Genomic DNA, 14,580 nt, shown 5'->3' with positions numbered 1-14,580 from the left:
TTAACCAACTATTTCAATTGAATAATCTTCAATTACAGTATTTGCAAGAAGTTTCTCACACATTTGAGCAACTTCAGCTTCAGCTTTTGATTTATCATTTGTATTTAATTCTATGATAATTTGTTTTCCAACTCTAACATCATTTATTAAATCTTTAAATCCTAATGTTCCTAAAGCATTATTTATTGCTTTTCCTTGATCATCAAGTACGCCTTTTTTTAAACCTATATTAACTATTGCTCTCATATTTATTGCCTCTTTTTATAATTTTTTGCGATTATATCGAAAATTTTATTTGCTTAATCTTTCTAAAATTGTTTTGTAACCATTTAAGATTTTATCTTTAATCTCTTGAGGTACCTTTACTTCTAGTTTTTCACTAGCTTTTAGAGATTTTGCTTGTTCTTTCCAGTTCTCTTTTTTACCAAAATCTCTTAAGATTTGTTTATCCATAGAAACAAAGTTAGCTTTTAAAAACTCCTCTTTTGGAATAAATCTTGAACTTTCTGGAGTTAAAATCTCATCACCAAGAACCCAAGTTCCATCTTCTTCTACAAAAACTTCAAATTTTGTATCAACTACAATAATTCCTCTTTCTTCTGCAAATTTTGTAAATGATTTAAACAAATTTTCTAATTTTTCTATAATTTCTGGGAAAACTTCTCTTACATCTGCTGATTTTAATGGTTCATCTTTTAATCCTTTTGTTGTAGGAGTAAAAATTGCATTATCAAATTTGTGCCACTCTTTTAAATCTTTTGGAAGATTTAATCCATAAGGATCTAAATTATCTTGAAGAGCTTGAAAAAGTGAACCAGTTAAATAATTTCTAAAAATAAGTTCAAATTGAACAAGCTCTCCATTAATTGTTGCTTCTAAAGGTTTACAAAGTTCCATTAATTGACATCTTGGATAAACTTTTAAACTAGAATCAACTTTTTCATCTAAAATAGCTGTTTTAATACCAAAATTATTTGCAAATTTTGCTCCAAAATTAGATATTGAAGTTTGAATTATTCCTTTTCCTTCAATCTCTAAATTAAGAGGAATATCAAAAACTGAAGTTCTATCACTTCTTACAAGTAGAATTTTTGCTTCTTTACCAGAAGTAGTATATAAATCAGCATTTTTACCTATATAAAATAAATTATAACCTGAATTTTCAAGCTCATCTAAGCCTTTGTTCGTAGTTGTTTTTTTGTTGTTTGGCCAAAGATTTAACTCTTTTATCTCTTCTATATTCATCAATATCCTTTTAAAATTTATTCATTATTATTAAACTTTTTAAAATACCTAGGGCAGTATTTAACTGATTATCTTTTAATAGATCCTCTTTTGAAATATCTTTTTTATTTTCATTCTTTATTGATTTTTCTTCATCCTTAACTCTTTTATCAACTTTTGTTAATTCGCCTTCTAAATGTCTTTTTAAATCAGCTTCTTTTATCCTAAATGCACTATCTTCATCTTGAGTTACCGAACCTGAACTAGCGATAATATCAGGAGTAACTCCTTCAGCTTGAATAGTTCGTCCACTTGGAAGATAGTATTTTGCAATAGTTAATTTAATATTTTCAGTTTTTTCATCATTTATAGGTAAAACAGCTTGTACAGAACCTTTACCAAAAGTTTTTTCACCAATAATAATTGCTCTTTTATGGTCTTGTAATGAACCACTAACAATTTCAGATGCAGAAGCTGAACCTTCATTTACAAGAACAACAAGTGGTAAATCAGTTTTAAAACTAAATTTATTTGCTTCAAATTTCTCATGCGACTCTTTATCTCTACCTTTTTGAGAAACTATTAAACCATTTCTAATAAAAGTATCAACAACTCCAATAGCTTGACCTAATAATCCACCAGGATTATTTCTTAAATCAAGAATTATTCCTTTTACATTTGGATTGTTTTTAATTGCTTTTTGTAGTTCATCAGTTACTTTTGCATCAAAACTTGAGATACGAATATATATTAAATTCTCATCTTCAATAGTTTTTGAAAATACAGATTTTACTTTAATAATATCTCTTTGCATTTTTATCTCTATTGGTTTTTGTTCACCTTTTCTTACAACAGTAATAGTAATATCAGTTTTTGCTTTACCTCTCATTTGGCTTACTGCTTCATCCAAAGTTATACCTAAAGTTGCATCATTATTTATTTTTAAAATTATATCACCAGCTTTTACACCAGCTTTATAAGCAGGAGTATCATCTATTGGAGCTATAACTGTTAATGCACCATCTCTCATTCCAACAGTGATTCCTAAGCCACCAAACTCACCAGTAGTCGAAATGTTCATCTCGTTTGAAGCTTTTTTATCTAAATAGCTTGAGTGAGCATCAAGTTCTTGCATAAGACCTTTTAATGCTTTATCTATAATTTCTTGAAGTTTTAAATCATCTACATAATATTTCTCAACTGTTCCTATTACTTTTGTTAGTTTTGTTAAAGATTCAAATCTAGTTTGCTCTGAAACTTGTGTATTTTGATTCTCTTTTGCAAGTAAAGAAATAGATAAAGATAGTAATATCATCGAAGAGATTAGTAGTTTTTTCATAATTTGTTACCTTTAAAATTTATGACAATAATTATACATAAAAAAAAATAAAAGTAAGATTTTAACAATATTTTTGTAGAATAATGTTTATTTTAAAAATAAGGCAAGATTATGAGTATGAAAGATGAAGTAAAGTTTATAAAAGATGAATTCAGTAATGACGAAAAACTTTTAGTAAATTTTGTAAAATTTGAGAGATTTTTTAAAAAATATAAAAAAATTATTTATGTATTGATATTTTTGGCAATAGTTACTCCAATTGGAATTTATATTAAAAATAGTATTGATGAAACAAATCTTAATAAAGCAAATAATGCTTTGAGTACTTATTTGGAACAAAATGATAATGATTCTTTAGAATATCTTAAAAATAATAACAAAAACTTATATGAACTAGCATTATATTTAAGAGCAAAAAAGAGTCTAAATGAAGAAAATATATCTTTGAAATATTTAAAAGAGTTATTAGAATATCAACTTGCTGAAAAAAATGCAGATTCTTATAAGCTGGAAGCATTAAGAAAGAGTGATGATTTTTTAATCAAAGATTATGCAATTTTAAATGAAGCAATAGTTTTAGTAAATAAAGGTGAATATACAAAATCAAAAGAACTTATAGAAGAGATAAATAAAGAATCAAAAGCTTATGAATTAGCAATATTCTTAAAACATTATTTGGTTACAAAATAAAGATGAAATATAGATTATATTTAGTTCTATTTATATTTCTAATTTCAGGATGTTCTGGAAAGAAATATTATGAACCTACTGATGTTGAAGGTGAATTTGAAGTTTCAAAGAAATCTATGAAAAGTTATATTAAATCTATGAATAAAATAGGTGGAACTTTAGAAAATGGAGTTTTCGTATCAGAACTTGGACTTAGCGAAATGAATTTAGCAAAAGATTTTAACTTTATAAATTTAAGTGATGATAAAAAAATAATTGCGACAAATAATCTTGATAAAATATTAATTGATAATATAGAAATAAATACAGAAAATCCTGTTATTGCAGCAAGTTTAGTTGGAGATAGATTAGCAGTAATTTATTCAAATAACAGTGTTGAATTATTTGATATAAACTCAAATAAAACTCTATTTAAAGAGTATTTTTCATTATCATTAGCAAATGATGTTAGAGTAACAAATCCTGTTTTTATGGGAAGCTTAGTTTTATTTCCAACATTAGATGGAAGATTAATAATAGTATCTTTAGTTTCAAATGAAATTGTAAGGAATATTGCAGTTGATCCAGATAATGAGTTTAAAAATATTATTGCATTAGGATTACTTAATAATGATGAAACATTAATTGTTGCAAGTTCAAATAAGATTTTATCAATTTCTCCAAGAGATACTATTTCAAAAGAGTATAATATAAGAGATATTATTTTTAAAGAAGATAAGATATATCTTGCAAATATTGAAGGCGAAATAATAAAAATGAACAGTTCATTGGATGAAGAAAGTAGTATAAAACTTAAATATGCAAAAATTCTTGCTTTGGCATATTCAGAAAGTTTATATGCTTTAGAATCTCAAGGCTTTCTAATAAATTTAGATAAAAATCTTGATAGCGAAAAAGTATATAAATTTTATTTCGATAATGAAAAAAGAGTTTTATCAATTGATAATAAACTATATTTTGATAAAAACTATATAGAACTTCCTTAATTTAAGAGAAGTTTCTATTCGCTAAAAGCTCGATTAAAACTGTTGCATAAGAGCCTTTTGGTAAGACAAAATCTAAAAGTAACTCTTTTTTATCTTTATTATATTTTGTATCTAAGATTTTAGGAAATACAATAGCTTCTCTTCTGTAACCTTTTTCTCTTATTTCACTATTATCATATTTTTGTTCAATTAATAAAGCATCATCTCTTGCTTTAAAAACATCAGTTCCAGGAAGAAGACCTGTTGGTGTAATTTCATGATTTCTAAAATCATCTATAATTTTTTTATTAATATTTTTTGGTGTAAATAGCTTATTGTTTTTAATATCAAAGAATACATCACCATTTAAAAGGGAAAATTCTTCTTTATTTAATTTTAATCTCTCTTTTAGCCAAGCATTAAAATATGAGCTTTGATAAGCACTTATAAGCATTTTAGCAAGTTTTCTATCTTTTATTTTTGATTCATCAAAAAGTAGATCTTTTGCTTTTTCAAGATTATCTTCTACATCTTTACCAAATCTTTGATAACCAAAATAGTTTGGCATACCAGATTTATTTACAAGCTTTAAAACTTTTTCAATTATAAAAAGCTCTTCAATCTCAACTTCTTTTAAATTAATTTTAAATCTATTAGCATTTAAATCACCAATATTAAGTTTTTTATTATGTAAAAAACTATCTAATATCTCAATTTTCTTACTTCTAAAAGTTTTAATATCTTTTTGATACTTTTTTGGAATACTTATATATTGAGTTGTAGTTGCATTCTTGTCTTTTAAACCAGCATAACCTAACTCATTTGAGAAAATACCAAGATGTTTAGAAAATCTATCTAATAATTCCCAAGTATCACAGTTTTGTTTTTTAACTTTTAAAACTAAAAAATTTCCATGAGAAGAGAAGCTTAATGGCTCTTCTTCTACAATAAAATCATCTACATTTTGAAAAAATTTAAAATTTAATTTCTTATCATGTAGAAAGTAATCTCTTTTTATTATATTCAAATTTTTGCTCTTTTTATTTCCTCTTGCTCAAAAACAGTTCTGCACTCAGTACAAAACTTTGCAAAAGGTTTTGCTTTTAATCTACCTAAAGGAATGTTAACCCCACACATATCACATATACCATAGCTTCCATCTTTTATCTTTTTAAGTGCATCTTCAATTTGTTTTAGTTCTTCTAATTGGTGGTTTGCAATCATTCCTTGCGTAAACGAGTCACTAACAAAATCAGCATAATCCAAATCATCGATCATACCTTGATCTTTTAGTTGCTCAATACTATCTCTACTATTTTTAACATTAGTAAAAATAACTTCTTTTCTACTAAGTAGAATATCTTTTAATTCGTCTATTTGATTTTTATTTGCCATATCCCCTCCATATTTTAAAAGCAGTATTATAGCTAAAAAATGGATTAGAATAACTTAAAATTATGTTAAGTATAAATTATTTATGAATTTGTTATGGAGGAGGTAGTCGGACTCGAACCAACGCATGTCGGATTTGCAATCCGAGGCATTACCAGCTTTGCTATACCTCCAAAAGTACAGAAAATCATATAGTAAAGTGATTTGAATGATTTTAGGTGGCAGAGGACAAGGGATGATTTTAAGTTAATTCTAATAATTAAGCTTAAGCTCGACAACTTGGGCATCTACTAAAAACTTCACAACAAAAACTCCAAAAATCCAACTTAAATATAGCTAAATTTGTGCACTTATCTTTTTGTGTGGCTGGAATTATAGAGAAGTTAAACTTAAAACTATTTTAAATAGTGTAAAGTTATCTCTTCTCTACTATGCCCTAGCTCTAAGCTTGTTTGGCTTAGGGCTTCTGAATAAGTAAGCCCTTGTTCTTGTAATTCTAAAACTCTATTTTGTGCAAAATTATATCTTAAGCCATGTGTTCCATGCCACTCTTGGCTATTCTCTTTTAGAGTTTCCCTATATTCTGTATAATTACCTTTATATTCTTGTTCTTTTGCTTCTCTTACTTTTTCTAACAAACTATTACTTAATGGGGCTGTTTGATAATTAATTCCCCCTTTGCTTCCTGATATTGTTAAAGTGTTATCTATATTGTTTATCGTCCATTTGCTTGAGTTTAAAGCATCATCCACCCTTAAACCTACTTTATATTGCAATTCAGCACTTAATCCATAGGGGCTATTGTTTTGCATATTATTTATTATTTCCTGTGGATTATTGTAAGCTCTATTTATATGCTCTTTTGAAGTATCAAAATCATCTCTATAACTTACTATTTCTTGCCTATTTATATTGTTATATCCTAACTCTTTTAAGTTATCTGCAACTTTTCCTAAAGAAGATATATAAGTGTTTAGGCTGCTTCCTTTTAATACTTCTTGTTTTGTATTTAAAAAGCTTCTAACACTTTCTTGGTTTATATTTTCTAAAACTCTCCCCTTATAATTTTCTTTAACATAATTTACATACTGTGTCGTTACTGTTCTTAAATTTTGCATAGAACTTATAGAGTGTGCTTTAGAGCTTATTTTATGCCCATTTTGACCTTTTAAATTACTACTATTTTTTGCTTCTATTTTACTTGTTCCAATACCATTGCTTTTACTCATTATTGCATTTATAACTGCATTTGCACTTGCTCTTTTCCCTAACATTAATTTTCCCCCTTATGTTCTTTTATAATATTATTTATTGTTGTTTTACTTACTTTTATTTTAAAATGCTTTTCTGAATAGGCTGCAATTTCTCTGCTGCTATACCCCCTTTTACTAAGTATTAAATAATCTTCTATATAATCTTTGTAAGATTTTTTAAAAGATAATCTCTTACTTTTTGCATTATTTACAACTGTTTGTATATCTCTTTTTTTATTAGCTTCTATTCTAAAATATTCTGTAAAAACTATTATATTCTTATTAACTCTATTATTTTTTTCATTTCCTATTCTTAAAAAATAGCCTGATAAATTGTTTAATATTTCTAATAATTCATTATAAGAATTTGCATTTTCCACTAAATTATAAAATAGATTTACTCCTGCTTTTGCTTCTTTAAATTGCTTTAAATTTTTATTATTTTGCATATTGTTCTCCTATGTGTTTAAGTTATATTTAAGTATAGCTTAAAATAAAAAAAATATTAAAAAAATAGGCAAACTTTGTAAATTTTTGGCAAGTAGTAATAAAAGCTTGGCAAAAAAAAGAGATAAGATATGTATAGAAATACGATAAAATGGGGGCTATACCCGTAAAGAAGCGGTAGCTTCTTGACGGGTATTAGGAATTGCCAGAATTTTTATAAAAATTTGATTTATTTAATAAATTAAACCTATAACAATACATAATAAAAATTTACAAAAGGAGAAAAAAATAAAAAAAAATTGAAGAGAATTAATAAAAATATATAATAAAATTTACACCTATAAAAGCACAATATTATTTAAAAATGTTCGGCTGTTTATAGGCTTAGTTTAACACCTAAGCACTACAAAAAAAATTGGGTTATTCTTCCCTTTTAAAAAAGAGTTCTGTCTTAACAAAAAGCTTGGCTGGTTTTATATATATTAAAAAAAATTTATAAAAAATAGATTAGTAATCCTTTTAGGTTTATTAAGTAATTTTTTGTTTTACTTGTTTTTTTACTTTAGTAAAAAAATGCCCCGCTAATGGGGAATTAGGGGGCGGGGCATAAAACGAAACAATCCCCATTTCTTTAATTTTAGTAATTTCTTAAATTTTTCTTAAAAACACTTGATTATTTTTTATTTTAAGCTAATATTCTTTATAAAGCTTTTTTCGTTAAATTTTTAAAAGAGCTAGAAGTAGGGTAAAAAGTTAGTATAGTTAATTTTTTACAAAAAAAAGTTTCTTATTATTGTTCTACTACTTCAAAAAAAATAGCAAAAAAATTTAATCATGACCCAAAACTGGGCGTGGCTCTATGCCTTCCTAAAGTGTGTGAGCATTTATACTTTTGAAGTTTAAACAATCACTATAATAACACCATGGTAGGGGCGAGATAAAGAGGAGTAAGTGAGAGTGAGGCGCGGTTGTGGTTCAATTCTCTCCCAGCTTGTGCCTTTTAAAGTGTATTTATACAATATATTTTAAAAGGTGCAACTATACCGCAGCCCTTATATTAACTATACTAATTTGGGCGGAGTTGCACTTTCTAGGGGAAACCCTAGGCAAAATTTATCGGATGTCTTTATTTGCATAATTATCATTATGAAGTGTTTTTATAAGTTACTTAGCTTATAAAACTGTTTTAAAGCCTTTAATATAGGGCTTTTTGCTTGAATTTTAACTTTTAAAAGGGTTAGAATTCTGTTTTTTTCTATCCTTAAAGTTTATAGGGCTAAAGCTTTTTAGTTTATTTTCTTTTTAAAGGTTTAAGCACCAAAAATAATAAAGAAAAACTATAACCATATTTTAAACAACAAACATATAATATAAATTAACATTAGAAAAACAAAAAAGAAAAAAACAGAATTGCTAGAAGATGGTAAATAATTTTTTTATATAGTATATACTTATAAGAGATAATATATACTATATATAGAAGAGATAATATATACTCTACATACTCTATATACTCTATATACTCTATATACTCTATATACTCTATATACTCTATATACTCTATATAGTATAAAAACTCGCCAAATCACTGTAAATCCCATTGTATCGGGCTTTGATGGTGTTTTTTATTATAAGTTCTTTATAATATAATTACTAAGCTCTATAAAATCGCTCCAATCTTCTATTATTTCATGCTTTTTAAATTTATTTACATTTTTTAAAATTTCATGGTCTATTGTAAAATAGCCTTGAACTATTTTATCTTCCCCTTGGTGTCCCGTAAGTTTGTTTATTACAGTTTCGTTTATCTCTTGGTTGAGCATGTGAGTTTTATAAGAGTGTCTAAAAGAGTATAAAGAGTAAGAGTTATTAAAGAATTCATCTTCCTTATCTAAATTATTATTTATAAAGCTTTTATCTCTATTAAATTCTTTAGATATTTTTTCTTCATCTTTTAGTTTTGAGTTAAATAGATATTCTCTTTTTTCATCTTTTGCTTTTTTTATAAACTCTAAGAAATTTAAATCTTCTACTAAAAAATTATGAAGTGGTACAACTCGTTTTGAATTGCTTGTTTTTAGCCCCTTTTGTTCGTTTGCTTCAATATATAAATATATCTCATTGTTATTTTTTATCTGACAATTTTCCGTTTTTATATGAACAATTTCCCCCAATCTAGAGCCTGTAAAAAACATTAAAAGAGGAGTGTAAAATCTAGCTACTAAGATGTCTTTTTCATTTTCATTTATTTTTTTATCTAATAGTTTTTTAAATAAAATTGAGTAAGGTTTATTACTTTTATTAAATATATCTATAAGCATTTTATCTTTAAAAGCAGCGGCATTTTTTTCTTCGTTTATCTCTCCTTTTATAACTTTTTTTTCAAGATTTTTTTTTGTTTGATTTATTAATATATATAGTTCTTTCTCTTCTTGATTAGATATGAACTCTTTTAAAGCTAAAAACTCTATATATCTTTTAAGAGAGTTTAAATCTTTGTTTGTAGTTGTTGGGCTTCTTAGTTCATCTTTATTTGTTAAACTTGGATTATTTTTATAAGATTGATAGTAGCTATAAAAACCTTTTATATTACCAGTTTTTAAAGGTATTTTAGGGATTATATTTATTATCTCTACAATCTTATTAAAACTTATAAAATTGCTTGTATATTCCCCTTTATCTGTAAAATATTCTCTAAACAGTTCATTCACTTTTTTTTGTTTTGAACCTGAATTCTTACTATCTTCTAGCTGTTCTTTACTATATTTACAATACTCTTTTAAAAAGTAATCTTCTAAATCCATTAATGATTTATTGTTTTTAAGTTCTTGTTGTGTAAAACTCTCTTCTTTTTTTTCTAGATTATTTGTGCTAGTGTTAAATCTATTTTCAACTCTTCTATAATCTTCTTTTAAAATTTCACACTCTGTTTTTAATAATATAGATAAAAAATCTAGTAAATCTCTTTCATTTGTACTATTTCTAACTCTTTTATAAAGTTCCTTTACTTCTGGGGTTGTTCTACTTACTATCTCTTTACCTATTTTTTTTAAGTGAACTTTGCTTTGATTATAATCTGTAATACTTAAATTTTTAAAGCTATTAAAAGCAGTTTCTAAAACTTCTTTATCTGCTCCACTTAAAATAAATTCTCCCATTATAGGGTCTTGTCTTTTTATAGGAAAAAGTTTTTGTAAATGATTATGTCTTTCTTCTTCAAGGTTTTTTAGAGTTTGTTTTTTAGAAGTAGTTTTTAATCTTATATACTCTTCTAGAGCCTTCTCTTTATAATTATTCAAAGTAGTTAAAATCTCTTGCATAAATATATTATTCATATTTTTCCTATCTATTAATTTTAGAAATGCCCAAAAATCGTAGCTTATACGATTAAAAATAATTATAAATTTTTGAGCATTTTTAACATTATAAATTTTTGTATTAAAATAAAAAAATGTGTTGGTATTTGGTATTCTTCTTTTATATACATTTGCTTTATCTTTTTTATATAAATATTTCATCTTTTTTTTAACTTTTTATTAAATTAAAAATAGGTGCTATTTATTAAATATATGTTACTTAAAACTTTCTTAAAATTTAGTGAACAAAATTGCCAAAAGATGTAACAAAATAGCTAATAAATCGTAAAACAAAGCTAAATTATAATTTGGGAAGTTCGATTTGATGGGGGTTTGTGTGAGTGGCAGAGGACAAGGGATTCGAACCCTCGGAGGCTTTCACCTCGCCGGTTTTCAAAACCGGTACAATCGACCAACTCTGTCAATCCTCTATACACATTTTATAATGGTGCGAATGGTGAGAATCGAACCCACACTCCATAAACTGGAACGGGATTTTAAGTCCCGCGCGTCTACCTGTTCCGCCACACTCGCATTATAAATAGAATCCATATTTAAGCTTTATTCTTAAAATGGACTGGAATTATAGTAGCTTTTTTTTTGTTTGTCAAGAGCTTTTACACAATAATTAAAAATTTGTAAAATGACTTAATAAAATATGAAAATGAAACTATGTATAATCATATAAAATTTTATTAAATAACAAACTAAGGATAAATATGAGAAGTGATGAAGTTAAGAAAGGTTATGCAAGAGCACCACATAGATCTCTATTAAGAGCAACTGGATTAAAAGATGATGATTTTAATAAACCATTTATTGGAGTTGCAAACTCATTTATTGAGATTATTCCAGGACATTTCTTTTTAGATAAAGTTTCAGCAATTATTAAAGATGAGATTAGAAAAAATGGTTGTGTTCCTTTTGAATTTAATACAATAGGAGTTGATGATGGTATTGCAATGGGGCATGATGGGATGCTTTTTTCTTTACCAAGTAGAGAATTAATAGCAAACTCTATTGAAACTGTAATGAATGCACATAAACTTGATGCAATGATTGCTATTCCAAATTGTGACAAAATTGTTCCAGGTATGATTATGGGTGCATTAAGAGTAAATGTTCCAACAGTTTTTGTAAGTGGTGGAGCTATGCAAAAAGGTTATAAGAAAGATGGAACACCAATAGATTTAGCAACTGCTTTTGAAGCTGTTGGTAAATTTGAAGCTGGTGAAATAACAGAAGAAGAGTTAAAAGATATTGAGTGTAATGCCTGTCCAGGTGGTGGAAGTTGTTCTGGAATGTTTACAGCAAACTCTATGAATACACTTATGGAAGCTATGGGAATTGCACTTCCAGGAAATGGAACAATATTAGCTTTAACAAAAGAGAGAGAAGAACTTTATAGAAAAGCTGCAAAAAGAGTTTGTGAACTAGCACTTGATAAAACAAATAGAGATAAATACAAATTAAAAAATATATTAAATGAAAATGCTGTTAGAAATGCATTTGCTGTTGATATGGCAATGGGTGGGAGTTCAAATACGGTTCTACATATGCTAGCTATTGCAAAAGAAGCTGGAGTTGATTTTGAATTAAAAGATATAAATGATATTTCAAAAAGGGTTTCACATATTGCAAAAATTTCACCAAGTTTATCAACTGTTCATATGGAAGATATAAACAAAGCAGGTGGAGTAAGTGCAGTTATGCATGAAATGAGTAAAAGAGGAACTGATATATTATTAGATAATTTAACAGTTACAGGTGAAACTATATATGAAAAAATAAAAAATGCAAAAATCTTAGATACAAATATAATTCATACAATTGATAATCCATATAGTGAGGTTGGTGGATTAGCAATTTTATATGGAAACTTAGCAGAGCAAGGAGCTGTTATTAAAACAGCTGGAATTACAGGAGCTAGAGCTATGAGAGGTAATGCTGTTTGTTTCAATGGACAAGCAGAAGCTATAAAAGGAATTGTTGGTGGAAAAGTAAAAGCTGGTGATGTTGTTGTTATTAGATATGAAGGACCAAAAGGAGGTCCAGGAATGCAAGAGATGTTAGCACCAACAAGTCTGATTATGGGAATGGGACTTGGAGATAGTGTTGCACTTATAACTGATGGAAGATTTAGTGGAGCAACAAGAGGAGCGAGTATTGGGCATGTTAGTCCAGAAGCTGCTGAAGGTGGAATGATTGGATTATTAAAAGATGGTGATATCATTAATATAGATGTAGATAAATATATTTTGAGTGTTGATTTGAGTGAAGATGAGATTTCTAAAAGGAAGTCTGAGTTTAAAGCATTTAAAAAAGAGATAACTTCATCTTGGCTAGGACAATATAGAGCATTAGTTACAAATGCAAGTAGTGGAGCAGTATTAAAAACAGATTTATAGAATAATTAACTATTTATTAATTATTTATTGAAAAATAGTTTACAATAGATTGATATTATGTTAGATAAATTTTAAAAATTAAGGGAATTAAATATGTATAGAAAGATAGTTTTAATAGCTTTTGTATTATCAGCTACTATTTTTGCAAAAACAATAGAGTTTGAAGAGATGCAAAATAATCCAGCAAGAGTGAGCCCAAATTCACAAAATGAAATTTTATCTTTTAATAATAATATAAAAGATTCTGTAAAATCTGTCGTAAATATATCTACAAAAAGAAGTGTTACAAATTCTAATCTACCTTTTCCTATGTTAGATGATCCATTCTTTAAAAAGTTTTTTGGTGATGAATTTTCAAATCAATTTAAACAAAATAGAATCCAAAACTCTTTGGGTTCAGGAGTAATTGTTACAAAAGATGGTTATATAGTAACAAATAATCATGTAATTGAAAATGCTGAAGAGATAGCTGTAACTATTGCTGATGATCAAACTGAATATAGTGCAAAACTAATTGGAAAAGATGCTGATAGTGATATTGCTGTTATAAAAATTGATACAAAAAATAAATTAACTCCAATTAAATTAGGTGATTCAACTTCATTGTTAGTTGGTGATTTAACATTTGCTATTGGAGATCCTTTTGGAGTTGGAACAACAGTTACAATGGGAATTATATCTGCACTTAATAAAAATAGAGTTGGAATAAATAAATATGAAAACTATATTCAAACAGATGCTTCAATAAATCCAGGAAATAGTGGAGGGGCTTTAGTTGATAGCCGAGGAGCTTTAATAGGAATAAATACAGCAATTTTATCAAAAAGTGGTGGAAATGATGGAATAGGTTTTGCAATTCCTGTTGATATGGTAAAAGATGTTGTTAGTAAATTAGTTGTTGATGGAAAAGTTACAAGGGGTTACTTAGGAGTTATAATAGCTGATCTTGATAAAGATACAAAACAAGTTTATAAAAAAGAGGGTGCAATTATTCTTGATGTTGCTCCAAATACACCAGCTTCTCAATCAGGATTAAAAAGAGGAGATTTAGTTTTTTCTATTAATGATAAAAAAGTAAAAGATAGAACAACTCTTCAAAATATAATTGCATCTTTTAAGCCAAATGAGAAAGTTGTATTTGGTATTGAAAGAGATAAAAAAGATATTAAACTAGAAATTGTTTTGGGAGATAGATCTTCTATTGAAGGTGTTTCGAAAGATGAACAAAATATTTTAAATGGATTAAAAATAAGTCCTATTACAAACGATATAGCAAGAAAATATAGATTGCCAAATGATTTAACAGGAGTTTTAATAATAGAGGTTGAACCAAAATCAAAAGCAGAGAAAGCAGGGTTTTTAGCAGGAGATATTATTATACAAATTGAAGATATCGAGATAAAAGATTTTTCAAACATACAAACAGCTCTGAAAAGATATAATGATATATATAAGAAAGTTTATATTAATAGATATGGACAAACTGCTTTAGTTATAATTCAATAA

12 protein-coding genes and 3 tRNA genes are annotated in these 14,580 nt (G+C 26.7%); 4 read left to right on the top strand and 11 right to left on the bottom strand.

Going from position 1 to position 14,580, the window contains the following annotated elements; genetic code table 11:
* The 3 genes from purS to ATH_RS08905 are packed head-to-tail and all read right to left on the bottom strand — an operon-like array spanning nt 1 to nt 2,563.
* Nucleotides 1-246, bottom strand: coding sequence for a phosphoribosylformylglycinamidine synthase subunit PurS (gene purS / locus ATH_RS08915; RefSeq protein WP_066180731.1), 246 nt, complete (start codon nt 244-246; stop codon nt 1-3).
* A 45-nt stretch (nt 247-291) separates the two neighbouring features.
* A complete protein-coding gene (locus tag ATH_RS08910; protein WP_066390078.1) occupies nt 292-1,245 on the bottom strand; it encodes a phosphoribosylaminoimidazolesuccinocarboxamide synthase in 954 nt (317 codons plus the stop codon).
* Between the two features lie 10 nt (nt 1,246-1,255).
* Nucleotides 1,256-2,563 carry a S41 family peptidase gene (locus ATH_RS08905; RefSeq protein WP_066180736.1) on the bottom strand — a complete coding sequence of 436 codons (1,308 nt, stop codon included), beginning with the start codon at nt 2,561-2,563 and terminating at the stop codon, nt 1,256-1,258.
* A gap of 111 nt (nt 2,564-2,674) precedes the next feature.
* Here ATH_RS08905 and ATH_RS08900 point away from each other — a divergent pair, with 111 nt between their 5' ends.
* Together ATH_RS08900 and ATH_RS08895 are read left to right on the top strand one after the other, a co-directional pair.
* On the top strand, nt 2,675-3,253 hold the full coding sequence (locus tag ATH_RS08900) for a hypothetical protein (protein WP_066180737.1): 579 nt from the start codon (nt 2,675-2,677) through the stop codon (nt 3,251-3,253).
* A gap of 2 nt (nt 3,254-3,255) precedes the next feature.
* Nucleotides 3,256-4,239: a hypothetical protein gene (locus ATH_RS08895; RefSeq protein WP_066180739.1), complete on the top strand. Its 984-nt coding sequence runs from the start codon at nt 3,256-3,258 to the stop codon at nt 4,237-4,239.
* Between the two features lies 1 nt (nt 4,240).
* Here the strand turns inward: ATH_RS08895 and ATH_RS08890 are convergent, their stop codons facing one another.
* The 8 genes from ATH_RS08890 to ATH_RS08855 all read right to left on the bottom strand — a co-directional run bounded on the left by ATH_RS08890 (nt 4,241) and on the right by ATH_RS08855 (nt 11,200).
* The gene (locus ATH_RS08890) at nt 4,241-5,245 is read right to left on the bottom strand and encodes a tRNA pseudouridine(13) synthase TruD (RefSeq protein ID WP_228140835.1); all 1,005 of its coding nucleotides are present in this window, start codon (nt 5,243-5,245) and stop codon (nt 4,241-4,243) included.
* Nucleotides 5,242-5,613, bottom strand: coding sequence for an RNA polymerase-binding protein DksA (gene dksA / locus ATH_RS08885; RefSeq protein WP_066180742.1), 372 nt, complete (start codon nt 5,611-5,613; stop codon nt 5,242-5,244). The genes ATH_RS08890 and dksA overlap by 4 nt, the downstream gene beginning before the upstream one ends.
* Nucleotides 5,614-5,707: 94 nt before the next feature.
* Nucleotides 5,708-5,783, bottom strand: a tRNA-Cys gene (locus ATH_RS08880).
* Nucleotides 5,784-6,005: 222 nt separating this feature from the next.
* Complete coding sequence (locus tag ATH_RS08875) at nt 6,006-6,884, bottom strand: site-specific integrase (RefSeq protein WP_119184213.1); 879 nt, start codon at nt 6,882-6,884, stop codon at nt 6,006-6,008.
* A complete protein-coding gene (locus tag ATH_RS08870; RefSeq protein ID WP_066247463.1) occupies nt 6,884-7,312 on the bottom strand; it encodes a hypothetical protein in 429 nt (142 codons plus the stop codon). The genes ATH_RS08875 and ATH_RS08870 overlap by 1 nt, the downstream gene beginning before the upstream one ends.
* Before the next feature lie 1,626 nt (nt 7,313-8,938).
* A complete protein-coding gene (locus tag ATH_RS08865; protein WP_165595944.1) occupies nt 8,939-10,645 on the bottom strand; it encodes a tyrosine-type recombinase/integrase in 1,707 nt (568 codons plus the stop codon).
* Nucleotides 10,646-11,008: 363 nt separating this feature from the next.
* Nucleotides 11,009-11,097: transfer RNA gene (locus ATH_RS08860), tRNA-Ser, on the bottom strand.
* A gap of 15 nt (nt 11,098-11,112) precedes the next feature.
* A tRNA-Leu gene (locus ATH_RS08855) sits at nt 11,113-11,200 on the bottom strand.
* A 185-nt stretch (nt 11,201-11,385) separates the two neighbouring features.
* On the opposite strand from ATH_RS08855, the gene ilvD reads away from it, so the two are divergent.
* Both ilvD and ATH_RS08845 read left to right on the top strand, forming a co-directional pair.
* Nucleotides 11,386-13,074, top strand: a complete 1,689-nt coding sequence (ilvD, locus tag ATH_RS08850; RefSeq protein WP_066180751.1) for a dihydroxy-acid dehydratase — start codon at nt 11,386-11,388, stop codon at nt 13,072-13,074.
* Between the two features lie 93 nt (nt 13,075-13,167).
* Complete coding sequence (locus tag ATH_RS08845) at nt 13,168-14,580, top strand: Do family serine endopeptidase (protein WP_066180754.1); 1,413 nt, start codon at nt 13,168-13,170, stop codon at nt 14,578-14,580.

The sequence above is a fragment of the Aliarcobacter thereius LMG 24486 genome (assembly GCF_004214815.1).
Lineage (GTDB): Bacteria > Campylobacterota > Campylobacteria > Campylobacterales > Arcobacteraceae > Aliarcobacter > Aliarcobacter thereius.
The sequence above is the reverse complement of the archived record's forward strand: the minus strand, read 5'-3'. Positions and strand labels throughout refer to the sequence as shown.

Coding starts and splice junctions, on each gene's coding strand:
- purS (WP_066180731.1), bottom strand. CDS start 246: ATGAGAGCAATAGTTAATATAGGTTTAAAAAAAGGCGTACTTGATGAT.
- ATH_RS08900 (WP_066180737.1), top strand. CDS start 2,675: ATGAGTATGAAAGATGAAGTAAAGTTTATAAAAGATGAATTCAGTAAT.
- dksA (WP_066180742.1), bottom strand. CDS start 5,613: ATGGCAAATAAAAATCAAATAGACGAATTAAAAGATATTCTACTTAGT.
- ATH_RS08875 (WP_119184213.1), bottom strand. CDS start 6,884: ATGTTAGGGAAAAGAGCAAGTGCAAATGCAGTTATAAATGCAATAATG.
- ATH_RS08905 (WP_066180736.1), bottom strand. CDS start 2,563: ATGAAAAAACTACTAATCTCTTCGATGATATTACTATCTTTATCTATT.
- ATH_RS08870 (WP_066247463.1), bottom strand. CDS start 7,312: ATGCAAAATAATAAAAATTTAAAGCAATTTAAAGAAGCAAAAGCAGGA.
- ATH_RS08895 (WP_066180739.1), top strand. CDS start 3,256: ATGAAATATAGATTATATTTAGTTCTATTTATATTTCTAATTTCAGGA.
- ilvD (WP_066180751.1), top strand. CDS start 11,386: ATGAGAAGTGATGAAGTTAAGAAAGGTTATGCAAGAGCACCACATAGA.
- ATH_RS08910 (WP_066390078.1), bottom strand. CDS start 1,245: ATGAATATAGAAGAGATAAAAGAGTTAAATCTTTGGCCAAACAACAAA.
- ATH_RS08865 (WP_165595944.1), bottom strand. CDS start 10,645: ATGAATAATATATTTATGCAAGAGATTTTAACTACTTTGAATAATTAT.
- ATH_RS08845 (WP_066180754.1), top strand. CDS start 13,168: ATGTATAGAAAGATAGTTTTAATAGCTTTTGTATTATCAGCTACTATT.